We start from the raw sequence: 21598 nt of genomic DNA on the forward strand, positions 1-21598 counted from the left end.
CCGGGCACGCGCCGGCCCCCTCCCGTCACCGGGAGGGGGTCAGGCGACGGTGGCGTGCATCTCCCAGACGAGGATCTCGGCCGGCTCGTCGGCGGTGACCCGGCGGCCGCCGGTCATGGTGAGCCGGGCCGCGTCGCCGGTGCCGAGCGGGCCGCTGCCCTCCAGGTTCACCGTGCCGTTGGGCACGTACAGGTGCACGAAGGGCGCATCCGGGAGGGTGACCTCGTCGCCGGGGGTGAGTCGGGCGGCGTGCAGGGTCGCGTACCGGTTGCGGATCCGGATGGCGGAGGCGCCGTCGTAGCGCTCCATCCCGGAGGCGACCGGCACGAGGCCGCCGCGCAGCAGGTCGTCCTCGATCTCCAGCTGCTCGTAGCCGGGGTCGACGCCCTCCTCGTCGGGGAGCACCCACATCTGCACGAAGTGCACCGGGTCGCTGTGCGGCTCCTGGTTGTGGAGCCGCCAGGCGTCGTTCTTCTCCGAGTGCAGGATGCCGGTGCCGGCGCTCATCCGCTGGGCCAGCCCCGGGTAGATCACCCCGGAGTGCCCGGTGGAGTCCTGGTGCACCAGGGAACCGCGCAGCACCCAGGTGACGATCTCCATGTCCTGGTGCGGGTGGGTCTCGAAGCCGGCGCCCGGGCGGACCACGTCGTCATTGTTGACCAGCAGCAGGCCGTGGTGGGCGTTGGCCGGGTCGTAGTGCCGGGAGAACGAGAAGGAGTGCTTCGAGTCCAGCCAGGAGATCCGGGTGGCGAACCGGTCCTCGGCCCGGCGCACGTCGACCGACGGGGCGGGCGCGGTCACCAGGCACGCTGCCCGGTGTCGGCCGGCGACGGCGCCCAGGTGAGGGCCGGCTCGCCGGTGGCCAGCTCGGCGATCTCGCCGGAACGCAGCTGCGGGGTGTGGCCGAACTCGGCGCAGTGCTGCTCGGCGATCTCCGCGCAGATCTCCGCGACCTGCTCGCAGATCGGGTCACCCAGATCGGCCGCGTTCAACGCCATGATCATTTTGTACCGGAGATCCCGCATGTCGCACCCCCTACCGCCTGGCCCCGCCACCCTCGGACCCTACCCGCCCCCATCCCCCACGACCCCGAAACGACCCCACCCCACCGCACCCGCGCCAGGCACCCCTGGCCCTGCGTCGATCATCGCGTCATGGTGGCCGATTCAACCGCTTTCGCGACGTCCGTCTCCCACCACAACTCCATGATCGACCGGGTCGGAGTGTGCGGGTGAGCAAAGGGGGCGCCGCCCGGCACTGGTGTGCGGGCGGCGCCGGGAGCGGGCTGGGCGTTACCAGAATCGGCGACGCTTGGCCTTCTGGGGGCGGATCATGTCCGCACCCTTGGTCAGCAGTCGGGTCACCCCGGAGGGACCACGACGGGCCTCCAGGGAGTGGCTGAGCCGGCGGGCGCCGGCCGCGGCCAGTGGCACCGCGACCGCCATCACCGCCCACTGTGCGATGCGCTTCTGGATCATGTGGGTTCACCTCCGTCAGTGGCTTCTGACGGGTGTGATACCCAGCGTGACGTGCCGGTAAGCCTCGGCTCAGCCCACCGGGGCGACCGGGTTGGGCAGCGCGCCGCCGAACCGCCGGTCGCGCTGGGCGTACAGCTCGCAGGCGTACCAGAGGTGACGGCGGTCGAAGTCCGGCCAGAGCGTGTCCAGGAAGACCAGTTCGGCGTACGCGGTCTGCCAGAGCAGGAAGTTGGAGATGCGCTCCTCCCCGGAGGGGCGCAGGAACAGGTCCACCTCGGGAATCTCCGGGTGGTAGAGGTACTTCGCCACGGTCTTCTCGGTGACCTTCGACGGATCCAGCCGGCCGGCCGCCACGTCACGGGCGATCGCGGCGGCGGCGTCGCCGATCTCCGCCTGCCCGCCGTAGTTGACGCAGAACTGCAGGGTCAGCGTCGAGTTGCCGCGGGACATCTCCTCGGCGGTCTGCAACTCGGAGATGACGCTCTTCCACAGCCGCCCGGGCCGGCCCGACCAGACCACCCGGACACCGAGGTCGACCAGCTGGTCGCGGCGGCGGCGGATGACGTCCCGGTTGAACCCCATCAGGAACCGGACCTCGTCCGGCGAGCGCCGCCAGTTCTCCGTGGAGAACGCGTACGCCGACAGGTAGGGGATGCCCATCTCGATGGCGCCCTCGATGGTGTCGAAGAGGCTGTGCTCCCCCGCCTCGTGCCCCTTGGTGCGGGGCAGCCCGCGATCCTTCGCCCACCGGCCGTTGCCGTCCATCACCACGGCGACGTGCTTCGGCACTGCCTCGGTGGGCAGCGCCGGCGGCCGGGCGCCCGACGGGTGCGGTGTCGGCGGCATCGGCTCACGACGGCCGGCCCTCATCGATCGGATCACTCGGCTCTCTCCCTGCTCGCACCATCCACCCCGGCCTCCACGTCGCCGCGCGGCCGGAGCATCGCGGCCCCGGCACCACCCGGCGGTGGGACCGCGCCGGCCGCCGAGGGACCCCGGTCGACCAGCGGCAGCGAGCGTAGCGCGCGTTCCAGGTGCCACTGCAGGTGCGCCGCCACCAGCCCACTGCACTCCCGGCGTACGCCGATCTCGGTGGCGTCGGCGATCACCCAGTCGCCGGTGGTCAGCGCGGACATCAGGTCGATGGTGGCCGGCGCGGGATGGGCCGCGCCGGGCGGCCGGCAATCCGGGCAGACGGCGCCACCGGCCGGCACGGAGAACGCCCGATGCCGCCCCGGCGTGCCGCAGACCGCGCACGCGATCAGCGCCGGCGCCCAGCCGGCGAGGGCCATCCCGCGCAGCAGGTACGCGTCGAGCACCAGGGTGGTGGCGTGCTCGCCCCGGGACAACGCCTTCAGCGCGCCCACGGTGAGCTGGAACAGCCGCAGCGACGGCTCCCGCTCCACCGGGGTCAGCCGCTCCGCGGTCTCGGCGATCGCGCTGGCCGCCGTGTAGCGGGGATAGTCCCCGAGGAACCGCTTGCCGTACAGCTCGATGCCCTCGACCTGGCTGACGGTGTGCAGCGAGCTGCCGTGGTTGCCCTTCGGGTCGCCGGCGAGCTGGAGATCGACGTGGCCGAACGGCTCCAGCCGTGCGCCGAACTTGCTGGTGGTGCGGCGGATGCCCCGGGCCACCGCGCGCAGCCGGCCGTGCCGGCGGGTGAGCAGGGTGATGATCCGGTCGGACTCGCCGAGCTTCTGCACGCGCAGCACCACCGCGTCGTCGCGGTAGAGCTGTCGGCGGTACCCGGCCATCGGACCATTCTCCCTCGGGGTGTGAAATCAGGGTCGGTTCGGGGTGGACGCGCGGACGAACCCCGATGCGCCGGGCTCGTGACCGGCCGTAGCGTGCTCGCCATGGCACTGCACGAAATCTCCACCGGCTCCCGCCGCCGCGCGAGCGCCCCCATCGCGCTCGGCATGGCCGCCGCCCTCATCCTGCTCGCCGGGTGCGACAACCTGTCCTTCCGCCGGCTCGACTACGACGACACCGAGGCGGTCCGGGTCAGCACCATCCGGGTGCAGGGCGGCTCGGGCGACGTGATCGTCCGCGGCACCGGCCCGGCGTCCGAGGTGCGGATCAAGCGGGTGGTGCGCTACCAGGGCGGCGAGCCGGACAACGCCCGGTACGAGATCGAGGGCAGCGAGCTGGTGCTGGACACCGACTGCGGCTCGCGGTGCAGCATCTCCTACGAGGTGACCGTGCCGGAGGGCGTGGCCGTGCAGGGCGAAGTTGGCTCCGGCAACGTCGAGCTGAGCCGGGTCGGCACGGTGGAGCTGCGGCTGGGCTCGGGCGACGTGCGGGTCGCCGGCGTCTCCGGCGCGGTCGGGGTGGAGACCCGTTCCGGCAACATCGAGGTGAGTGAGACCACCGCGGCGGTACGGCTGCGCGCCTCGTCCGGGGACATCACGGCGCGCCGGCTGGGCGGCGCGGTCGACGCCGAGGCCAGCTCCGGGAATGTCAACGTCGAGCTGGACAAGCCCGCCTCGGCCAGGGCGCACGCCTCCAGCGGGGACGTCACGCTGCTGGTGCCGGCGGGCAGCTACCGGGTCCGGGCCAACGCCGGCTCCGGCGACGAGAACATCACCGTCGCCGACGACCCGGCCGCGTCCCTGGTGCTCGACGGCTCGGCCGGCAGCGGCAACGTCACGATCGGCCAGCGCTGACCTCGACCGTGGCCACCTCCCCGGCCACCCGCTGCGCCGGCACCACCGCTCGTCCCACACTCTCCCCCGCCGGCCCGGCGGGGCGCGACCGGCCGCCGGGCACCAGCTGCGGGGGTCGGCGGGCGGCGAGGTCCTCGACCCAGCCGACGGCCAGGGTGACCAACCCGACCAGCGCGAAGACCAGCAGCACCCGGACGGCCAACCCCACCGGATCCTGGTGGGACCAGCCGACCACGTCCACCAGTGGGGTGAGCGCCACCACGAACGGCATGTGCCAGAGGTAGATGGTCAACGCCCGCCGGTTGACCACGGTCACCACCCGGTCGGCCAGCCGGCTCCGTCCCAACCAGGCGATCCCGGCCGGCGCCCGACCGAGCACGATCAGGATGAACGCGGCGGACCAGAGGGCGTTGCCGAGGTGGTTGTCGTTGAGGTCGTACCCCCGGGGGCCCGGATGCGCGACGATCCAGGCCCCGCCGCCCACCGCGAGCGTCAGCGCCACCGGGTACAGCACCCGGCCGGTGAGACGGCGCAGCATCCCGGCGTGGTGGGCGAAGCCGAGCAGCCACGCGCCGAAGTAGAGCCCGAACTCCCGCAGCACCGGCGGCGCCGGGTAGATCCCCGCCTCGATCGCCACCAGCAGGAGGTACGGGGCGAGCAGGGTGGGCAGCGGGGCGCGCCGGAACAACCAGTACGCGACCGGTGAGGCGAGCACGAACCACAGGTAGTCGCGCAGGTACCAGATGACGCTCAGCGCCAGGGCACCCCAGTGGTTGGCCGGTGGGTCGGCGATCGGGAACAGCCACAGCAGCACCCGGGAGGAGAACGGCAGCCCGGTGAGCAGCATGGCCGGCACGAAGATCACCGCCAATACCCACAGCGACGGCAGCAACCGGCGCAGCCGCCGACCGACCGCCGCCGGGCCGGAGCGGGCCAACGAGGCGGCCATCAGCGAGCCGGCCAGCGCGAACATCACCGACATGGCCGGGAAGACGAGCGTGAGGGTCGCCCACCCGGTGACGTGGTAGACGACCACCCGGACGATGGCGAGGAAACGGAGCAGATCGAGGTATCTGTTGCGCATCAGCCTGCATCTGGGTCGGGGACGCCGGGCGTACCTCCCCTACCCTTCGCGACCGCGCCGGCAAACGGCGACGGCCCCGAGCAAACGTGAATCATCCCATCTGCCCGACCGGAGACGATCACTCCCGCCCGGCGCGGTGCACGGCCGGACGGCCCGGTCGGGTCGGTCAGAAGCCCAGCTTGCGCAGCTGCTTCGGGTCGCGCTGCCAGTCCTTCGCCACCCGCACGTGCAGATCCAGGTAGACCCGGCTGCCGAGCAGCTCCTCGATCTGCTTGCGGGCGGTGGTGCCGACCTCCTTGAGCCGACTCGCCTTGTGACCGAGCACGATCGCCTTCTGACTGGGCCGTTCCACGTACAGGTCAGCGTAGATCTTCATGACCTGACCCTCGGGGATCATCTCCTCCACCACCACGGCGATGGAGTGCGGCAGCTCGTCGCGGACCCCCTCCAGGGCGGCCTCCCGGATCAGCTCCGCGACCAACACCTGCTCCGGGTCGTCGGTCAGCATGTCGTCCGGGTAGAGCTGCGGTGACGGCGGCAGGTATCCGGTCATCACGTCGACCAGCGTGTCCACCTGGTGCCCGGAGACGGCGCTCACCGGCACGATCTCCGCGAAGTCCCCCATCTTGCTGACCGCGAGCAGCTGCTCGGCCAACTGGCGCTTGTCCACCAGGTCGGTCTTGGTGACCACCGCCAGCACGGTCGCCTTCAGCTCGGCCAGCTCGCCGGTGATGAACCGGTCGCCCCGCCCGACCGGCTCGTTGGCCGGAATGCAGAGGCCGATCACGTCGACCTCCGTCCAGGTCGATCGGACCAGGTCGTTGAGGCGCTCGCCGAGCAGCGTACGGGGGCGGTGCAGGCCCGGCGTGTCGACCAGGACCAGCTGCGACTCCGGTCGGTGCAGCACGGCCCGGATGACGTGCCGGGTGGTCTGCGGCTTGTTCGAGGTGATCGCGATCTTGGTGCCGACGATGGCGTTGGTCAGCGTGGACTTGCCGGCGTTGGGCCGGCCGACGAAGCAGCCGAACCCGGCCCGGTACGGGCGAGGGTCCGGATCCCGCACGGGGCTCACTGGGTCACCGTGCCGAGCACGGTGCCGTCCGGCGCCGCCACGTGGATCGGCGCGTCCACAGCGAGGTCGCGCACCGCCGCGTGCCCGGCGCCGTCCAGCGTCGACGCCTCGGTCACCACCACCGCCGCCTCCAGCCGGCTCGCCCCGGCCGCCACGGCCGAGGCCACCGCCAGCTGCAACGCCGTGAGGGTCAGCGAGGGCAGGGCGACGCTGGCCGCCGCGTACGTCCGGCCGTCCTGGTCCCGGACCGCGGCGCCCTCGACGGCACCGACCCGCCCACGGGCTCCCCGGGCCAGGACGACCAGCTTGCCGTCCTCGGCGCTCAGCGGGGCCGGCGCGGTGGGGGTGGCGGCGGGCGCGGCGGGTGTGTCAGGCATCGGCGGGTTGCCTCTCCTCGTCTCGAAAGTGGTCCTGGTCGTCCCCGGGACCGGCGTACTCGCCACGCCCCGTGGTGTCCTGCTCGTCGCCCGGCTCCACCCGGCTGACCAGGACGGTGTCGATGCGGTTGCGCCGGCCCGTGGTGCCCTCGGCGACCAGCCGGAGACCGGCAACCTCGACCTGCGCTCCGGGTATCGGCACCCGCCCCAGCGACTGGGCGAGCAGGCCACCGACCGTCTCCACCTCGTCGGTGGGCAGGTCGGTGTCGAACAGCTCGCCCAGATTCTCCACCGGCAGGCGGGCGGTGACCCGCACCGAGGAGTCCGCCAGGCGTTCGACGGGCGGGCGTTCGACATCGTACTCGTCGGTGATCTCACCGACGATCTCCTCCAGGATGTCCTCGATCGTGACCAGGCCGCCGGTGCCGCCGTACTCGTCGACGACGATGACCAGGTGGTTGCGGGCCGCCTGCATCTCCGACAGCAGGTCGTCGACCGGCTTGGACTCCGGGACGAAGGTGGCGGGGCGCATCAGCTCGGCCACCGGCAGCTGCTCGGCGTCCGGGTCGCCGCCCCGGGACCGTCGGATCAGGTCCTTGAGGTAGAGCACACCCAGCACGTCGTCGACGCTCTCGCCGATCACCGGGATGCGGGAGAAACCGGAACGCAGGAAGAGCGCCAACGCCTGCGCGAGGGTCTTGCCCTCCTCGATCCACACCATCTCGGTACGCGGCACCATCACCTCGCGGGCGATGGTGTCGCCGAGCGCGAAGACCGAGTGGATCATCTGTCGTTCGCCGTGCTCGACCACGCCGCGCTGCTCGGCCAGGTCGACCAGCTCACGCAGCTCCACCTGGGTGGCGAACGGCCCCTCCCGGAAGCCGCGCCCCGGAGTGACCGCGTTGCCGATCAGGATGAGCAGCGACGCGAGGGGGTTGAGCGCCCGGCCCAGCCAGCGGACCAGCGGCGACACCGCCCGCCCCACGGCGTACGCGTGCTGCCGGCCGATGGTGCGCGGGGCGACCCCGACCACCACGAAGCTGACCACGGTCATCGCGCCGGCGGTGACCAGTGCGGCCCGCCAGCCGGCGCCGAAGGTGTCCACCGCGACCAGCGCCACCAGCGTGGTGGCGGTCAGCTCGGCGAGCAGCCGCACCAGCAGGAGCAGGTTGAGGTGCCGGACGACGTCGGCGGCGACGGCCTGGAGGGTACGGGCGCCGCGCACGCCGTCCCGGGCCAGTTCGGCGGCCCGGGCCGGGGAGACCGCGGCGAGCGCCGCCTCGGTCATCGCGATCAGACCGGCCAGCACCACCAGGCCGGCCGCGAAGACGATCAGTTGCAGGTCGGGCAGGCCGGCCGTGGGGCCGGCCGCCAGTAGCGGTGTGGGCATCACTGGGTGCGGGTCGACCGCCAGCTCGCCAGCAGTCGGGCCTGGAGCGCGAACATCTCGCGCTCCTCCTCCGGCTCGGCGTGGTCGTAGCCGAGCAGGTGCAGCACGCCGTGCACGGTGAGCAGGTGCAGCTCGTCGGCCGGAGCGTGCCCGGCGGTCGCCGCCTGCTTGGCCGCCACCTCGGGGCAGAGCACGATGTCGCCGAGCAGCGCCGGCTCACCGCCGGACGGGGCGGACTCACCCGGGCCGTGGTCGACGCTGCCCTCGTCCATGGGGAACGCGAGCACGTCGGTCGGGCCATCGCCACCCATCCAGCGGTGGTTCAGCTCGGTCATGTAGTCGATGTCGACCAGCAGTACGGACAGCTCGGCGAGGGGGTTGACCCCCATCTCGTCGAGGGCGTGCCGGGCGACGGCGAGCACGGCGTCGGTGTCGACCTCGACACCGGACTCGTTGGCGATCTCGATGGACAACTGCTTTCCTCTGCTTTAGCGGCGGCGGCTGGCCCGGCCGCCCTGGGCGGGTCGCCCGGGCACGGCGTGGACGCCCTGCGCCTGCTGGTTCTCCCGCTCGGCGTCCCAGCGGGCGTACGCGTCGACGATCTGCCCGACCAGCTGGTGGCGGACCACGTCGGAGCTGGACAACTGGGCGAAGTGCACGTCCTCGACGTTCTCCAGGATCCCCCGGACGACCCGCAGACCGCTGGTCGTCCCGCCGGGGAGGTCCACCTGGGTGACGTCACCGGTGACGACGATCTTGGAATTGAAGCCGAGCCGGGTGAGGAACATCTTCATCTGCTCGGGCGTGGTGTTCTGCGCCTCGTCCAGGATGATGAACGCGTCGTTGAGCGTCCGGCCGCGCATGTACGCCAGTGGCGCGACCTCGATCGTGCCCGCGGCCATCAGCTTCGGGATCGACTCCGGGTCCAGCATGTCGTGCAGCGCGTCGTAGAGCGGGCGCAGGTACGGGTCGATCTTCTCGTTCAGCGTGCCGGGCAGGAAGCCCAGTCGCTCACCCGCCTCCACCGCCGGCCGGGTCAGGATGATCCGGTTGACCTGCTTGGCCTGCAACGCCTGGACGGCCTTCGCCATGGCCAGGTAGGTCTTGCCGGTGCCGGCCGGGCCGATGCCGAAGACGATGGTGTGCGAGTCGATCGCGTCGACGTACCGCTTCTGCCCGAGGGTCTTGGGACGGATGGTCCGCCCGCGCCGCGAGAGGATGTTGAGGGTCAGGACCTCGGCGGGCCGTTCGGCGCTGCCCTGCTCGAGCATGCCCACGGTACGCCGAACCGCGTCAGTGGTCAGGGTCTCGCCTTTCTCGATGAGTTCGAGCAGCTCAGTGAAGACCCGCTCGGCGAGGGCGTTGTCCGCGGGAGCACCGGTGATGGTGATCTCGTTGCCGCGAACGTGCACGTCACTGGTGACCGAGCGTTCGACGAGGCGCAGAATCTCGTCACCTGCGCCGAGCAGATTGACCATCATCTTCGAGTCGGGCACGGTGATCCTGGTCTGCACCCGGGGCGGGCCGGGAGGTGGGGTGCCGGTCATAGGTCGGGCCGAAGGGCCCTGCGCACCTGCTCTCGATCTCGGCGCCGGCCCTGCTGGCACGGCGTGCGGACGTTACCCCCATCGTATCCGTTCAACGCGGCCCGTATCGCGTCCATTTCCGCTGGCCGCGATCAACTCCCGGTCCGGAAGTCGTAACGGTCGAAGGTCTCCTGGTGGCGGGTGAACCGGTACGTCGCCCAGTGCATCCGGACCACGGCGCCCGACTCGTCCCGGGTCAGCCTCAGCAGCTCGCCGGCCTCCCGGCCGGAGACCGTGCGGAACACGTCCGGCCGGTCGGGCAGCGGGGTGAAGACCGCCGGTGGGCGTCCCGCCGGGTCGCCGGCCCCGCGCGCCCGCAGCGTGCCGTCGTGCCAGGAGAAGACGTACTCGAAACCCTCACCCCACCAGCGGCCGAGCACACCGCGCAGGGCGGCCGGAGCGGGTGGGCCGGGCCGCCACGGCTCGATCTCGGCCGGGTCGTGCTCCACCGCGGCGGCGAGCAGCCGGTGCGGCAGGTCGAACAGCTCTGCCGCCGTACCGGAGGAGCCGAGCACCGCCGCGCCCATCGCGCCCGCCGTGCCGTCGCCGCCCCGCCGGCCGTACACCGCGGCCAGGAAACCGGGCATGGCGCCGTCGTGCCCCACGTGCACCACCCGCTCGCCCTGCGGGACCAGGATCAGCCCGAGCCCGAAGCCGGCCACCCAGAGCGTCTCGTCGGTGGTGGTCACCGGCCAGCGCATCTCGTCCAGCGTGGCGGGGGCGAGCACCGCGCCGGCCGGGTCCAGCGCCGCCGGGTCGGCCAGGAACGCCGCCCAGCGGGCCATGTCGGTCGCGGTGCTCCAGAGCTGGGCGGCGGGGCCGACCGCGCCGAAGTCGGTCGGTGGCTCCGGGTGCGCCTCGTCGGAGTACGCGTCGACGAGGAACCCGGTGGCCGCCGCCGGCCCGGGAGTCACGGTGGTGTCCGTTAGCCCCAGCGGCGTCAGCACCCGCTCGGCGAGCACCTCGGCCCAACTGCCGCCGCGCAGCCGGGCGACCAGCTGGCCGAGCACCGCCAGGCCCAGGTTGGAGTAGTGGAAGCGCCGGCCCGTCGGCAGCACCCGCTCCGCCCGGTCCAGCTCGGCCACCAGCTGGTCGGCGTCCGGCGCGCGCAGGCTGTCCCAGACGTCGCCGAACGGCTCGCGTTGCAGGCCACCGGTGTGCGACAGCAGCCGGCGGACGGTCAGCTCACCGTGCGCCGGCAGGTCCAGGTGCCGGCCCACCGGGTCGTCCAGGTCCAGCAGCCCGTCGTCGCGGCACTGGAGGGTGAGCACCGCGGTGAAGGTCTTGGTCACCGAGCCGATCCGGAACTGGGTGCCCGGCCCCAGCGGGCTGTCGGTGCCGGTGCCGCCGACGGTGCAGCTCCAGAGCGGGCGGTCGGCCCGGTGCAGCGCCGCCGACACCGCCGGCACCCGGGCGTCGGCCTGCACCCGGCGGATTAGCCGGCCCAGCCGCTCGTCCACGCCCCCGTCGAAGCCGGTACGAGCGCTCACGCGAGGTCCCGGGCGAGCATCGGGCCCAGCGGCGCGCCACCGAGCAGGTGCGCGTGCACGTGGAACACCTCCTGCCCGCCGTACGCCCCGGTGTTGAACATCAGCCGGAAACCATCGCCGAGCACCCCCTCGTCCTCGGCCACCGCGGCGGCCGTGGCCAGCACCTCGCCAGCCAGCCCCGGGTCACCCTCGGCGAGGGTGACGATGTCGGCGTAGTGCTCCTTCGGAATGACCAGGACGTGCACCGGCGCCTTCGGGCCGATGTCCCGGAAGGCGAGCGTGGTGGCGGTCTCCCGGACCACGGTGGCCGGGATCTCCCCGGCGACGATGCGGCAGAACAGGCAGTCGGATCCCATCGGGGCAGTGTAGGTAAGGGCGCCGTGTTCACGCCCGTGGTAGCGGAAGGACCCCTTCCCGACGCGGGTGCCGGCTACGGCAGGATGGCCGGCATGACGGATCGGGCGGTACTGGTGACCGGGGCCTCGCGCGGGATCGGCCGGGCGGTGGCGACGGCCTTCGCGGCCGGCGGCGACCGGGTCGCCATCCACCACCGCGACTCCGCCGACGCGGCCGAGGAGCTACGCGCCCAACTGCCCGGCACCGGGCACGTGGTGGTACGCGCCGACCTCACCGACCCGGACGCCGTCCGCGCCATGGTCGACCGGGCCGCCGAGCTGCTCGGCGGGCTGGACGTGCTGGTCAACAACGCCGGGGTGTACGGCGACCGGGACGACCCGCACCCGATCTTCGGCGCCTCCTACGAGCAGTGGCAGAAGCGCTGGCGGCAGGTGCTGGAGACCAACCTCACCGGCGCCGGCAACGTCACCTGGTGCGCCGCCCAGCACATGCGGGAGCGGGGCGGCAGGATCGTCAACGTCTCCTCCCGGGGCGCGTTCCGGGGTGAGCCGGCGCAGCCCGCGTACGGCGCCAGCAAGGCGGGGCTGAACGCGCTGGGCCAGTCCCTCGCGGTGGCGCTCGCGCCGTACGGCATCGCGGTCGCCACCGTCGCGCCGGGCTACGTGGCAACCGACATGGTCACCGAGCACCTGCGCGGCGAGCAGGGCGCGGCGATCCGGGCGCAGAGCCCGTTCGACCGGGTGGCGCGGCCGGAGGAGATCGCCGCCGCGGTGCACTGGCTGGCGTCGCCGCAGGCCGAGTGGGCCTCCGGCACCATCGTCGACCTCAACGGCGCGTCCTACCTGCGCAGCTGACCGCTCCCGCCGACGGCGCCGGCGGGCTACCAGCGGCCGAGGCGGGTGGCGAGCACGCTGAGCGCCGCGACCCCGGCCGTGGAGGTGCGCAGCACCGCGGGGCCGAGCCGGACCGGCCGGCCCCCGGCCTCCCGGAACGCGGTCAGCTCCGCCGGGGCGATGCCGCCCTCCGGGCCGACCACCAGGACGATCTCCCCGGCGGACGGCAGCTCGGCGGTGGTCAGCCGCTCGTCGGCCTCCTCGTGCAGCACGAACCCGGCGGCGGCACCGGCGATCCGGCGGGCCACGGTGGCGGTGGACTCGTCCGGCGAGCCGGCCACCACCGGCAGCCAGGGCCGGCGGGCCTGCTTGGCGGCCTCCCGGGCGGTGGCCACCCACTTCTCCCGGGCCCGTACGCCCCGGTCGCCGCGCCACTGGGTCACCGAGCGGGCCGCCGCCCAGGGCACGATCTCGTCCACCCCGACCTCGGTCATCGCCTGCACGGCCAGCTCGCCCCGGTCGCCCTTGGCGATGCCCTGCACGGTCACCAGCCGGGGTACGGGCGCGTCCACGTACCCCCGGGAGGTGATGGTGAGGTCCAGGCTGCCCCGGCCGACGGCGGTGACCGCGGCGGCGGCCGTGCCGCCCCGGCCGTCGGCGAGCAGCAGCTCCTCGCCGACCCGCAGCCGCTGCACGGTGGCGGCGTGGTGCCCCTCGGGACCATCGAGGGTCAACGCGTCGGCGGTGGGCAGCGACTCCACCAGGAACAGCGGGGCGGACACGATGATCAGGCTAGCCGCGCCGGTCAGGCGTGGCCGTTGAACGCGTCGCGCATCCGGGAGAAGAAGCCGCCCTGCTTGGTCAGCTCGGCGACCTCCTCGCCCCGGGTCTTGGCGAAGTCGCGCAGCATCCGCTCCTGGTCCGGGTCGAGCTTGGTCGGCGTCCGGACGTCCAGGTGCACGTAGAGGTCACCCCGGCCGGTGCCGCGCAGGTGCGGCACACCCCGGGCGCGCAGCCGCAGCGTGCTGGCGGGCTGGGTGCCGGCCTTGACGTCGACCGTCTCCTCGCTGTCCAGCGTCTTGATGGTCAGCCGGGTGCCGAGCGCCGCCGCGGTCATCGGAACGGTGACGCGGCAGTGCAGGTCGTCGCCCTTGCGGGAGTACACGTCGTGCGGCCGCTCGTGGATCTCCACGTAGAGGTCGCCGGCGGTGCCGCCACCCGGGCCCACCTCGCCCTGCTGGGCCAGCCGGATCCGCATGCCGTCCTCGACACCGGCGGGGATCTTGACGGTCAGCGAACGGCGGGTGCGCACCCGACCGTCGCCGGCGCAGGTGGGGCAGGGATGCGGGATGGTGGTGCCGTAGCCCTGGCAGACGGTGCACGGCCGGGCGGAGACCACCTGGCCCAGGAACGTGCGCTGCACCGACTGCACCTCGCCCCGACCGCCGCACGCCTCGCAGGTGGCCAGGTGGGTGCCGGCGGCCGTGCCGGCGCCGGAGCAGGTGGTGCAGAGCACCGCGGTGTCGACCGTGATCGGCGCCTCGACGCCGAACGCCGTCTCGTGCAGGTCCAGTTCGAGCCGCAGGATCGCGTCGGCGCCGGGCCGGGTACGCGGGCGCGGGCCGCGCGCGCCACCGGCCGCGCCGCCGAAGAACGCGTCCATGATGTCCTGGAACCCGACGAACGGGCCGGCCCCGCCGGGGCCACCCGGGCCGCCGGCGCCGCCACCGCCCGGGGCGAGCGGGTCGCCACCCAGGTCGACGATCTGCCGCTTCCGGTCGTCCGAGAGCACCTCGTACGCGGCGTTGATGTCCTTGAACTTCTCCTGAGCCTCCGGGTCCGGATTGACGTCCGGGTGGAACTGGCGCGCCAGCTTGCGGTAGGCGCGCTTGATCTCGTCGTCGGAGGCTTCCCGGCTCACGCCGAGGATGCCGTAGTAGTCCCTGGCCACTGCGTTCCGTGTCCTCATGTTCGTCTCGCGTTGCGCCGGTCGGCGGCCGCAGCCGGCCGTCGGCCCTGACTGGTCAGTTCTGGGCCAGCAGCTCGCCCACGTAGCGTGCCACGGCGCGCACCGTGGCGATGGTGCCGGGGTAGTCCATCCGGGTGGGCCCCAGCACCCCCAGGCCACCCACGATGGTGGCGCCCGGGCCGTACCCCGTGCTGACCACCGAGGCGGCGCGCAGGTTGTCGAACTCGTTCTCGTCGCCGATCAGCACCCGGGTCGTGCTCGGCTCCGTCTCGCCGATGAGCTTGAGCAGCACGACCTCCTCCTCCAGCGCCTCGAGGATCGGTCGCAGCGAGCCCTGGAAGTCGAGCAGGCCGCCCCGGGTGAGGTTGGCGGTGCCGGCCAGCGCGATGCGTTCCTCGTGCCGCTCGACCAGCGTCTCCAGCAGGACGGTGGAGAGCGTGGTCATCGCCGGACGCAGCTCGGGCGGCGCCTCCTCGACCAGCGCCTGCACCAGCGGCGGAGTGTCGGACAGCCGGGCGCCGGCCAGCTTCTCGTTGACCAGGCGGCGCAGGTCGGTGACGTCGTCCGGCGGCACCGGCCCGGGCAGCTCCACCAGCCGCTGCTCCACCCGCCCGGTGTCGGCGATCATGACGAGCATCAGCCGGGTGGTGGAGATCGGCACCAGCTCCAGGTGGCGCACCGAGGAGCGGGCCAGGCTCGGGTACTGCACCACGGCCACCTGCCGGGTCAGTTGGGCGAGCAGCCGCACGGTGCGGTGCACCACGTCGTCGAGGTCGACCGCGCCGACCAGGAAGCGCTCGATGGCCCGGCGCTCGGCCGGGCTGAGCGGCTTGACCCGGGACAGCCGGTCCACGAAGAGCCGGTAGCCGCGGTCGGTGGGCACCCGGCCGGCACTGGTGTGCGGCTGCCGGATGTAGCCCTCCTCCTCCAGCACGGCCATGTCGTTGCGGACCGTGGCCGGGGAGACGCCGAGCTGGTGCCGCTCGACCAGCGCCTTGCTGCCGACCGGCTCCTGCGTGGAGACGTAGTCCTCGACGATGGCGCGGAGCACGGCGAGCTTGCGGTCGTCGAGACCCATCCTCCGCACCTCCTGTCGCACGTAGGCCGCCGGCACGCGGGGGCCGGCAGGCCGTACTGGCACTCGACTGTAGCGAGTGCCAGTCTACGTCGGCGCGCCCGCCGGCGCGATGATCAAGCCCACCGCTGTCCGTTCAGCCGGGCCGGCCCGGCGGTGTCGCTCTGGTGCGGCGTTGCCAGGGGCCCTTACCGTGACATCCATGACTGAACCTCCTCGCCCTCCCGGTGCGGGAGACCCCGGCAACTACCCGCCGGAGCCGACCTCCCCGGGCTCGTCCCCCTCGGCCGAGCCACCCACCGCACCACTGTCCGGGGCGCCCGGCCCGGGCGGCTATCCCCCGGCCGGTGGCTATCCGCCACCCACCGGTGACCAACCGTCGTCAGGCGGCTACCCTCCGCCGGGTGGTTACCCGCCGCCCGGCGGCTATCCGACCGGCGGCTATCCGACCGGCGGCGCCTACGGCGGCCCCGGCGGCGGCTACGCCAGCAACGAGGACAAGACCTGGGCGCTGGTCGCGCACTTCGGCGGCGCCGCCGGCGCGCTGATCAGCTTCGGCCCGCTGGGCTTCGTCGCCCCGCTCATCGCCTACCTGGCCCGCGGTCAGCAGTCGCCGACCGTCCGGGCGCACGCACTGGCCGCGCTGAATTTCCAGATCCTCTGGTCGATCATCGCGTTCGTGCTGCTCTTCGTGAGCTGGTGCCTGTTCTTCCTGCCCAGCATCGCGGTGGTGGTGATCCAGATCCTGTTCGGGATCATCGCCGGCATGAAGGCCAACGAGGGCAGCCACTACCGCTATCCGATGTCGGCCAGCTTCATCAAGTGACCCGGGTCGGCCGCTCCCCCGGCCGGCCCGGTGCACTGCCCCCGGCGGCCCGCCAGCGGCCGTCGCGCCGGCTCAGGGCAGCAGGTCGCGCACCACGGCGTCGGCGAGCAGCCGGCCGCGCAGGGTGAGCACCGCCCGCCCGGCCGCGTACTCCGGTGCGGCCAGCAGGCCACCGGCCAGCGCACGCTCGGCGCCGGCCCGACCGGCCGCGTCGAGCACCGCCAGCGGCAGCCCGCTGGCGAGCCGCAGCCGGAGCATGACGTCCTCCATGTGCGCCTCGTCGGCGGTGAGCACCTCCCGGGCCAGGCCGGGCGACGCGCCGGCGGCCAGCCGCTGGGCGTACGCCGACGGGTGCTTGACGTTCCACCAGCGCACCCCGCCGACGTGGCTGTGCGCCCCCGGACCCAACCCCCACCAGTCGGCGCCGGTCCAGTAGAGCAGGTTGTGCCGGCAGCGGGCCTCGTCGGTGCGGGCCCAGTTGGAGACCTCGTACCAGGACAGGCCGGCCGCGTCGAGGGCAGCGTCCGCGGCCAGGTAGCGGTCCGCGGCGACGTCGTCGCTGGGGTACGGCAGCTCGCCGCGGCGCATCCGGGCGGCCAGCCGGGTGCCGTCCTCCACGATCAGGGCGTACGCGCTGACGTGGTCGACACCGGCGGCGACCACCTGATCCAGCGAGGCGGCGAAGTCCTCGGCCCGCTCCCCCGGCGTGCCGTAGATCAGGTCCAGGTTGACGTGCTCGAACCCGGCGTCGCGCGCCTCCAGGGCGGCGGCGGTGGCCCGGCCGGCGCTGTGCTTGCGGTCCAGGATCGCCAGCACCCCCGGGGAGGCGGACTGCATGCCGAGCGAGATCCGGGTGTAGCCGGCGGCCCGCAGCAGCTTCAGCGATTCCGGGGTGACCGACTCGGGGTTGGCCTCGGTGGTGACCTCGGCGTCGGCGGCCAGCCCCCAGGTGCGGTCGATGCCGTCGAGGATGCGGGCCAGGTCGTCGGCGGGGAGCAGGGTGGGGGTGCCACCGCCGACGAAGACCGCGTCGACCCGTGGCGGTGGGCTGTCGCCGAGCACCCGGGAGGCGAGCGCCAGCTCGGCCAGCACGGTGTCGGCGTACCCCTCGCGGCTGGCGCCGCCGCCCAGCTCGGCCGCTGTGTAGGTGTTGAAGTCGCAGTAGCCGCAGCGGCTGGCACAGAACGGCACGTGGACGTACACGCCGAAGCCGCGCGCGCCGACCGCGGTGGTGGCGGTGGCGGGCAGCGATCCGTCGACGGGGACGGTCTCACCATCTGGAAGGACGCCGGGCATGGCCACTAGTGTGCCCGGCATGACCTCTCCCGACGTGCTCGTGCGGGTCTCCACGGCCCGCGGGGTGACCACCCTCACCCTGGACAGCCCGCACAACCGCAACGCGCTCTCCACCGGGTTGATGACCCAACTGCTGGCCGGGCTGGCCGACGCGGTCGCCGATGACACGGTCCGGGTGATCGTGCTCGACCACACCGGCCCGGTCTTCTGCTCGGGCGCGGACCTGAAGGAGACGGCGGCGGCGTACGCCAGCGGGACGGTGCCGGCCGGGATGCTGGGCGACGTGCTCGCCGCGCTCTGGGAGTGCCCGAAGCCGGTGCTGGCCCGGGTCGCCGGTCCGGCGCGGGCCGGCGGTCTCGGCCTGATCGCCGCCGCCGACCTGGCCGTCTGCGCCGACGAGGCGACGTTCGCCTTCACCGAGGTACGGATCGGGGTGATCCCGGCGGTGATCTCGGCGACCGTGCTGCCCCGGCTGCACCCGCGCGCCGCCGCCGAGCTGTACCTGACCGGGGACACCTTCGACGGCCGGCGGGCCGCCGAGATCGGTCTGGTGACCGCCGCCGTTCCCGCGGACGGCCTGGACGCGGCGGTCGGCCAGTACTGCGACTCCCTGGTGCGCGGCGCCCCGGGTGCGCTGGCCGGAGCGAAGGAGTTGCTGCGCCGACCGGGCACCGCCGAGCTGCGCGCTGAGCTGGCCCGGCTGTCCGCTCTGTCGACCGGCTACTTCCTCTCCGACGAGGGACGCGAGGGGGTCACCGCATTCCGGGAGAAGCGACCGGCGCGCTGGGTGCCCGCTCTCGACGTCTGAGCGTTCCGGGCGTTCGTTGCTGTTCGCGCGTCCTTTGCTCTGCTTCAACAGGCGCAACACTCGCTGTCCGGATAGCGGACGTCTGGTGTTGCGTCCGGTGAAGCAGAGCAAAGGGCCTCGATGAGGGTCGGGGCGCCGCCCGGGAACGGCGGCACCCCGGCGTCCGTCACCACGCGGTCGCGCCGCCGTCGACCGGGTAGTTGGCGCCGGTGATGTAGGACGCCCGGTCGGACGCGAGGAAGACCACCAGCTCGGCGACCTCCTCGGGCTGGGCGAAGCGCTTGACGAGCGTCTTACCGGTGATCGCGTCCCGGGCCGCCTGGTTGTCGCCGAGGTCGCGTTCGCTGGCCGGGCTGACGATCGGCCCGGGACTGATCGCCACCGCGCGGATCCCGTGCGGCGCGCCCTCGAGCGCGAGCTGTCGGGTCATGCCGATGATGCCGGCGTTAGCTGCGGCGTGCCCGACCATCGGGGGGACGTGGCCGCCGATCATCCCGGCCATGGAGGCGGCGCTGATGATGACGCCGCCGCCGCGCCGGACCAGGTGCGGCCAGGCGAACTTCGACACGAAGAAGGGAATGTCGAGTTCGCCGGTGATCGTGTACCGCCAGTCTTCCACCGAGAAGTCGGGCATCGGACCGAAGCGGAGCGCGGCCGCGTTGTTGTAGACCACGTCCAGCCCGCCGTACGCCGCCACGGCGTCCTCGACGAGCTTGCTCACCTGCTCCGGGTCGGTGAGATCGACCGGGGCGACGCCGGTCATCTCACCGCCGGCGGTCCGGACGAGTTCGACCGTCTCCTTGTTGCCGTCGATCTGGATGTCGGCTCCGACGACCCGTGCGCCTTCGCGCGCGAAGGCCAGCGCCGCGACGCGGCCGAGCCCTCCTCCGGTGCCGGTGATGAGCACGACCTTGCCGTCCAACGTTCCCATGGAACTCCTCCTTGCTGACGACCTGTCCGCCCGTGCCGGGCCGAATCGGTAGGCAATTGACACGTCAACCGTAGGCAGTCCTTGACTGGTCAACCACTTCTGAGGGTTCGTCGGCGTGGTGACGCTCGAGACAGGGGCGGGGGCTCGATGGACCTCGCGTCGGCCACGTTCGCGCATATAACACCCGATTGTTGCTGGATTGTGGGGGATGGAAGAGCGGTACGGTCAGGTGAGACCACGGCCGGAGCGGGAACGTCGTTCGGCGCGGCCGGGCCAGCGAGGTCGAAACCGGTCGGACGACCCGGATTGGTCGCCGTGGGACGTACGCTTGTCGGACTGTCGATCTGGGGGTGTGGGTGCGAACTCGGGCAGCCGTGGCGGGTGGAGTGGCTCTCGTCCTCATCGCCGTGATCGCAGTCTGGCTCGTCGTGCGGCAGGTCGGGGACCAGCTACGACTGCCGCTGTCGGCGCGGACCTGCACGGTCAAGGCCGACGGCCGGGTCGCCCTGGACGCCGACCAGATGGCCAACGCGGCGACCATCGCGGCGATCGGCGTGCAGCGAGGGATGCCCGAGCAGGCCGTGGTGGTCGCGCTGGCCACCGCCTACCAGGAGTCCGGGCTGCGCAACCTCGCCGACGGCGACCGTGACTCGGTCGGCCTGTTCCAGCAGCGTCCGAGCCAGGGCTGGGGCACCCCGACACAGATCCGCGACCCGCGCTACGCGGCGAACCGGTTCTACGCGGCACTGAAGAAGGTGCGCGGCTGGGAGTCGATGCGGGTCACCGACGCCGCCCAACGGGTGCAGCGCTCGGCCTTCCCGGAGGCGTACCAGAAGTGGGCCGACGACTCCGAGGTCCTCAGCCGGGCCCTGCTGGGCGACGCCACAGGCGCGGTCGCCTGCTCGGTGGGGCGCACCCCGGTGATGCGCGGCGCGGCGGCGGCCGCCCAGCTGACCCGCAACCTGGTGCTGGACTGGGGGGTCTCGGGCACCGACCCGGCGGACCAGCCCGGGCTGGCGGTTGCCGCCGGCGACCAGCGCGACGGCTGGCGGTACGCGCACTGGCTGGTCTCGCACGCACAGGACCACGGGGTGAAGCGGGTCCGCTTCGGTGGCCTGGAGTGGACGGCCCGCGACGGCACCTGGGGCCGGGTGAGCGGTGAGCCAGGCCCCGCCGGCCAGGTGGTGGCCGAGGTGTTCGCCGAGGTGTGACCGGGCGCTGATCTCCTAACCGGCAGTCACCGCACAATCGGACAACAGCCCGCATAAGCGGCTATTGATCACGCAAGGATTACCTTCCGTAGCGGGCCCACTGCACATGGTCCGGCCCGGGCACACCCGCGCCGCACGCCCTCCCCACTGCCGAGTCATGCGCGTTACGATCGGCGGCCTGTGCCAGAAATGGTTTCACCTCATGGGGAGGGGTACGACGCGGTGTTCGATTACGGCGACCGGACCGGCTACGAACCGATCAGCGACACTGACCGCAAGGAGTTCCACGAGCAGGGCTTCCTCCTGCTGCGCAACGTCCTGACCGAGGATCACCGGGCGGCGCTGGAGGCCGCGGTAGACCGCGTCTACGCGGAGGAACAGGCCAAGGGCAACACCAAGAAGGACGGCACCCTGCACCTGCTGGGCTTCCTGGAGCGCGACGAGCTCTTCGGTGAGCTGCTCACCCACCCGATCGCCTTCCCGTACATGTGGGGGCTGGCCGGCTGGAACATCTACACCCACCACAACCACCTGGACGTCACCCCGCCGGCGCTCGAGCCGGAGAAGCCGTACTGGGGTTGGCACCAGGACGGGTACCGCCAGAACTCCGACCCGGAGACGATGGACCCGAACCTGCCCCGGCCGATGTTCTCGCTCAAGGTCGCGTACGTGCTCTCCGACCTCTCCGAGACCGGTCGCGGCGCCACGAAGGTCATCCCGGGCAGCCACCTGTGGAACTCGCTGGACCGGCCGAAGGACCTCAGCGTGCACAACCCGGACCCGGAGGGCACGGTGGAGATCACCGCCAACCCGGGCGACGCCTTCATCTTCGACCGCCGCCAGTGGCACTCCCGCTCGACGAACCTGTCGAGCATCACCCGCAAGATGCTCTTCGTCGGCTACACCTACCGGTGGATCCGCCCGCTCGACGAGCTGCACCCGGACCTGGACGGCGAGTGGTACCGCAACCGCACGCCGGTGCAGCGCCAGCTGATCGGTGAGGGCACCCACACCGCGAACTACTGGGGCATCAACTGGGACGGGTACGTCGACGACGAGATCCCGCTGCGCAAGGAGCTCAAGGAGCGCGGCCTGCTGGACCGCAGCGTCCCCTGGCTCCGCTGACCCGCTAGCCGGGAGCCCCTGCCA

Annotated in this window: 24 protein-coding genes; 6 read left to right on the plus strand and 18 right to left on the minus strand. The window is 72.7% G+C overall.

The features are described from left to right. Positions 1 to 39: 39 nt before the first annotated feature. From AB0K07_RS18280 to recO, 5 genes are all read right to left on the minus strand, one after another. On the minus strand, positions 40 to 801 hold the full coding sequence (locus tag AB0K07_RS18280; protein WP_363756469.1) for a pirin family protein: 762 nt from the start codon (positions 799 to 801) through the stop codon (positions 40 to 42). Continuing rightward, positions 798 to 998, minus strand: a complete 201-nt coding sequence (locus AB0K07_RS18285; RefSeq protein ID WP_363756471.1) for a thioredoxin reductase — start codon at positions 996 to 998, stop codon at positions 798 to 800. Before AB0K07_RS18285 ends, AB0K07_RS18280 begins: the two co-directional genes overlap by 4 nt. 294 nt (positions 999 to 1292) lie before the next feature. Beyond that, on the minus strand, positions 1293 to 1478 hold the full coding sequence (locus tag AB0K07_RS18290; RefSeq protein WP_363756473.1) for a hypothetical protein: 186 nt from the start codon (positions 1476 to 1478) through the stop codon (positions 1293 to 1295). A gap of 69 nt (positions 1479 to 1547) precedes the next feature. Continuing rightward, positions 1548 to 2324 (minus strand): isoprenyl transferase, encoded by a 777-nt coding sequence (locus tag AB0K07_RS18295; RefSeq protein ID WP_363756655.1) that lies wholly within the window; start codon positions 2322 to 2324, stop codon positions 1548 to 1550. A gap of 32 nt (positions 2325 to 2356) precedes the next feature. After that, positions 2357 to 3232: a DNA repair protein RecO gene (gene recO, locus AB0K07_RS18300; protein WP_363756475.1), complete on the minus strand. Its 876-nt coding sequence runs from the start codon at positions 3230 to 3232 to the stop codon at positions 2357 to 2359. A gap of 102 nt (positions 3233 to 3334) precedes the next feature. Between recO and AB0K07_RS18305 the strand changes: the two genes are divergently transcribed. Then, positions 3335 to 4144, plus strand: coding sequence for a DUF4097 family beta strand repeat-containing protein (locus AB0K07_RS18305; RefSeq protein ID WP_363756477.1), 810 nt, complete (start codon positions 3335 to 3337; stop codon positions 4142 to 4144). On the opposite strand, the gene AB0K07_RS18310 is transcribed toward AB0K07_RS18305, so the two are convergent. The 8 genes from AB0K07_RS18310 to AB0K07_RS18345 form a co-directional block, all read right to left on the minus strand. Then, on the minus strand, positions 4125 to 5228 hold the full coding sequence (locus tag AB0K07_RS18310; protein WP_363756479.1) for an acyltransferase: 1104 nt from the start codon (positions 5226 to 5228) through the stop codon (positions 4125 to 4127). The two genes, AB0K07_RS18305 and AB0K07_RS18310, sit on opposite strands and share 20 nt — an antisense overlap. A gap of 166 nt (positions 5229 to 5394) precedes the next feature. Further along, complete coding sequence (gene era, locus AB0K07_RS18315) at positions 5395 to 6291, minus strand: GTPase Era (RefSeq protein WP_363756657.1); 897 nt, start codon at positions 6289 to 6291, stop codon at positions 5395 to 5397. 5 nt (positions 6292 to 6296) lie between these two features. Continuing rightward, positions 6297 to 6677, minus strand: coding sequence for a cytidine deaminase (locus AB0K07_RS18320; protein ID WP_363756481.1), 381 nt, complete (start codon positions 6675 to 6677; stop codon positions 6297 to 6299). After that, positions 6670 to 8067, minus strand: coding sequence for a hemolysin family protein (locus AB0K07_RS18325; protein ID WP_363756483.1), 1398 nt, complete (start codon positions 8065 to 8067; stop codon positions 6670 to 6672). Before AB0K07_RS18325 ends, AB0K07_RS18320 begins: the two co-directional genes overlap by 8 nt. Next, positions 8067 to 8540: an rRNA maturation RNase YbeY gene (gene ybeY, locus AB0K07_RS18330; RefSeq protein WP_363756485.1), complete on the minus strand. Its 474-nt coding sequence runs from the start codon at positions 8538 to 8540 to the stop codon at positions 8067 to 8069. The genes AB0K07_RS18325 and ybeY overlap by 1 nt, the downstream gene beginning before the upstream one ends. A gap of 15 nt (positions 8541 to 8555) precedes the next feature. After that, on the minus strand, positions 8556 to 9614 hold the full coding sequence (locus AB0K07_RS18335) for a PhoH family protein (protein WP_363756487.1): 1059 nt from the start codon (positions 9612 to 9614) through the stop codon (positions 8556 to 8558). A 131-nt stretch (positions 9615 to 9745) separates the two neighbouring features. Next, positions 9746 to 11143 carry a serine hydrolase domain-containing protein gene (locus AB0K07_RS18340; RefSeq protein WP_363756488.1) on the minus strand — a complete coding sequence of 466 codons (1398 nt, stop codon included), beginning with the start codon at positions 11141 to 11143 and terminating at the stop codon, positions 9746 to 9748. Next, entirely contained in the window at positions 11140 to 11499 is a 360-nt protein-coding gene (locus AB0K07_RS18345) for a histidine triad nucleotide-binding protein (protein ID WP_363756490.1), read from the minus strand. Before AB0K07_RS18345 ends, AB0K07_RS18340 begins: the two co-directional genes overlap by 4 nt. Before the next feature lie 93 nt (positions 11500 to 11592). Between AB0K07_RS18345 and AB0K07_RS18350 the strand changes: the two genes are divergently transcribed. Further along, positions 11593 to 12354, plus strand: a complete 762-nt coding sequence (locus AB0K07_RS18350; RefSeq protein WP_363756492.1) for an SDR family oxidoreductase — start codon at positions 11593 to 11595, stop codon at positions 12352 to 12354. 26 nt (positions 12355 to 12380) lie between these two features. Here AB0K07_RS18350 and AB0K07_RS18355 read toward each other — a convergent pair whose 3' ends face one another. From AB0K07_RS18355 to hrcA, 3 genes are all read right to left on the minus strand, one after another. Beyond that, on the minus strand, positions 12381 to 13115 hold the full coding sequence (locus AB0K07_RS18355; protein ID WP_363756494.1) for a 16S rRNA (uracil(1498)-N(3))-methyltransferase: 735 nt from the start codon (positions 13113 to 13115) through the stop codon (positions 12381 to 12383). 23 nt (positions 13116 to 13138) lie between these two features. Continuing rightward, positions 13139 to 14284, minus strand: coding sequence for a molecular chaperone DnaJ (gene dnaJ, locus AB0K07_RS18360; RefSeq protein WP_199723260.1), 1146 nt, complete (start codon positions 14282 to 14284; stop codon positions 13139 to 13141). Positions 14285 to 14357: 73 nt separating this feature from the next. Continuing rightward, on the minus strand, positions 14358 to 15380 hold the full coding sequence (gene hrcA / locus AB0K07_RS18365) for a heat-inducible transcriptional repressor HrcA (protein ID WP_363756496.1): 1023 nt from the start codon (positions 15378 to 15380) through the stop codon (positions 14358 to 14360). 199 nt (positions 15381 to 15579) lie between these two features. Between hrcA and AB0K07_RS18370 the strand changes: the two genes are divergently transcribed. After that, on the plus strand, positions 15580 to 16203 hold the full coding sequence (locus AB0K07_RS18370) for a DUF4870 domain-containing protein (protein WP_363756498.1): 624 nt from the start codon (positions 15580 to 15582) through the stop codon (positions 16201 to 16203). Positions 16204 to 16275: 72 nt separating this feature from the next. Here AB0K07_RS18370 and hemW read toward each other — a convergent pair whose 3' ends face one another. Then, entirely contained in the window at positions 16276 to 17499 is a 1224-nt protein-coding gene (hemW, locus tag AB0K07_RS18375; protein ID WP_363756659.1) for a radical SAM family heme chaperone HemW, read from the minus strand. 19 nt (positions 17500 to 17518) lie between these two features. On the opposite strand from hemW, the gene AB0K07_RS18380 reads away from it, so the two are divergent. Further along, a complete protein-coding gene (locus AB0K07_RS18380) occupies positions 17519 to 18307 on the plus strand; it encodes an enoyl-CoA hydratase-related protein (RefSeq protein ID WP_363756500.1) in 789 nt (262 codons plus the stop codon). A 166-nt stretch (positions 18308 to 18473) separates the two neighbouring features. Here the strand turns inward: AB0K07_RS18380 and AB0K07_RS18385 are convergent, their stop codons facing one another. Continuing rightward, the gene (locus tag AB0K07_RS18385) at positions 18474 to 19238 is read right to left on the minus strand and encodes an SDR family NAD(P)-dependent oxidoreductase (RefSeq protein ID WP_363756502.1); all 765 of its coding nucleotides are present in this window, start codon (positions 19236 to 19238) and stop codon (positions 18474 to 18476) included. A 350-nt stretch (positions 19239 to 19588) separates the two neighbouring features. Here AB0K07_RS18385 and AB0K07_RS18390 point away from each other — a divergent pair, with 350 nt between their 5' ends. Both AB0K07_RS18390 and AB0K07_RS18395 read left to right on the plus strand, forming a co-directional pair. Further along, complete coding sequence (locus tag AB0K07_RS18390; RefSeq protein WP_363756504.1) at positions 19589 to 20449, plus strand: hypothetical protein; 861 nt, start codon at positions 19589 to 19591, stop codon at positions 20447 to 20449. A gap of 222 nt (positions 20450 to 20671) precedes the next feature. Beyond that, complete coding sequence (locus AB0K07_RS18395) at positions 20672 to 21574, plus strand: phytanoyl-CoA dioxygenase family protein (protein ID WP_363756506.1); 903 nt, start codon at positions 20672 to 20674, stop codon at positions 21572 to 21574. Positions 21575 to 21598 lie beyond the last annotated feature (24 nt).

Origin of the sequence: Micromonospora sp. NPDC049301, assembly GCF_040678715.1 — a bacterium.
GTDB lineage: Bacteria > Actinomycetota > Actinomycetes > Mycobacteriales > Micromonosporaceae > Micromonospora.

Coding starts and splice junctions, on each gene's coding strand:
- AB0K07_RS18285 (WP_363756471.1), bottom strand. CDS start 998: ATGGCGTTGAACGCGGCCGATCTGGGTGACCCGATCTGCGAGCAGGTC.
- AB0K07_RS18290 (WP_363756473.1), bottom strand. CDS start 1,478: ATGATCCAGAAGCGCATCGCACAGTGGGCGGTGATGGCGGTCGCGGTG.
- AB0K07_RS18295 (WP_363756655.1), bottom strand. CDS start 2,324: ATGCCGCCGACACCGCACCCGTCGGGCGCCCGGCCGCCGGCGCTGCCC.
- recO (WP_363756475.1), bottom strand. CDS start 3,232: ATGGCCGGGTACCGCCGACAGCTCTACCGCGACGACGCGGTGGTGCTG.
- AB0K07_RS18305 (WP_363756477.1), top strand. CDS start 3,335: ATGGCACTGCACGAAATCTCCACCGGCTCCCGCCGCCGCGCGAGCGCC.
- AB0K07_RS18310 (WP_363756479.1), bottom strand. CDS start 5,228: ATGCGCAACAGATACCTCGATCTGCTCCGTTTCCTCGCCATCGTCCGG.
- AB0K07_RS18320 (WP_363756481.1), bottom strand. CDS start 6,677: ATGCCTGACACACCCGCCGCGCCCGCCGCCACCCCCACCGCGCCGGCC.
- AB0K07_RS18325 (WP_363756483.1), bottom strand. CDS start 8,067: ATGCCCACACCGCTACTGGCGGCCGGCCCCACGGCCGGCCTGCCCGAC.
- AB0K07_RS18335 (WP_363756487.1), bottom strand. CDS start 9,614: ATGACCGGCACCCCACCTCCCGGCCCGCCCCGGGTGCAGACCAGGATC.
- AB0K07_RS18345 (WP_363756490.1), bottom strand. CDS start 11,499: ATGGGATCCGACTGCCTGTTCTGCCGCATCGTCGCCGGGGAGATCCCG.
- AB0K07_RS18350 (WP_363756492.1), top strand. CDS start 11,593: ATGACGGATCGGGCGGTACTGGTGACCGGGGCCTCGCGCGGGATCGGC.
- hrcA (WP_363756496.1), bottom strand. CDS start 15,380: ATGGGTCTCGACGACCGCAAGCTCGCCGTGCTCCGCGCCATCGTCGAG.
- AB0K07_RS18370 (WP_363756498.1), top strand. CDS start 15,580: ATGACTGAACCTCCTCGCCCTCCCGGTGCGGGAGACCCCGGCAACTAC.
- hemW (WP_363756659.1), bottom strand. CDS start 17,499: ATGCCCGGCGTCCTTCCAGATGGTGAGACCGTCCCCGTCGACGGATCG.
- AB0K07_RS18380 (WP_363756500.1), top strand. CDS start 17,519: ATGACCTCTCCCGACGTGCTCGTGCGGGTCTCCACGGCCCGCGGGGTG.
- AB0K07_RS18385 (WP_363756502.1), bottom strand. CDS start 19,238: ATGGGAACGTTGGACGGCAAGGTCGTGCTCATCACCGGCACCGGAGGA.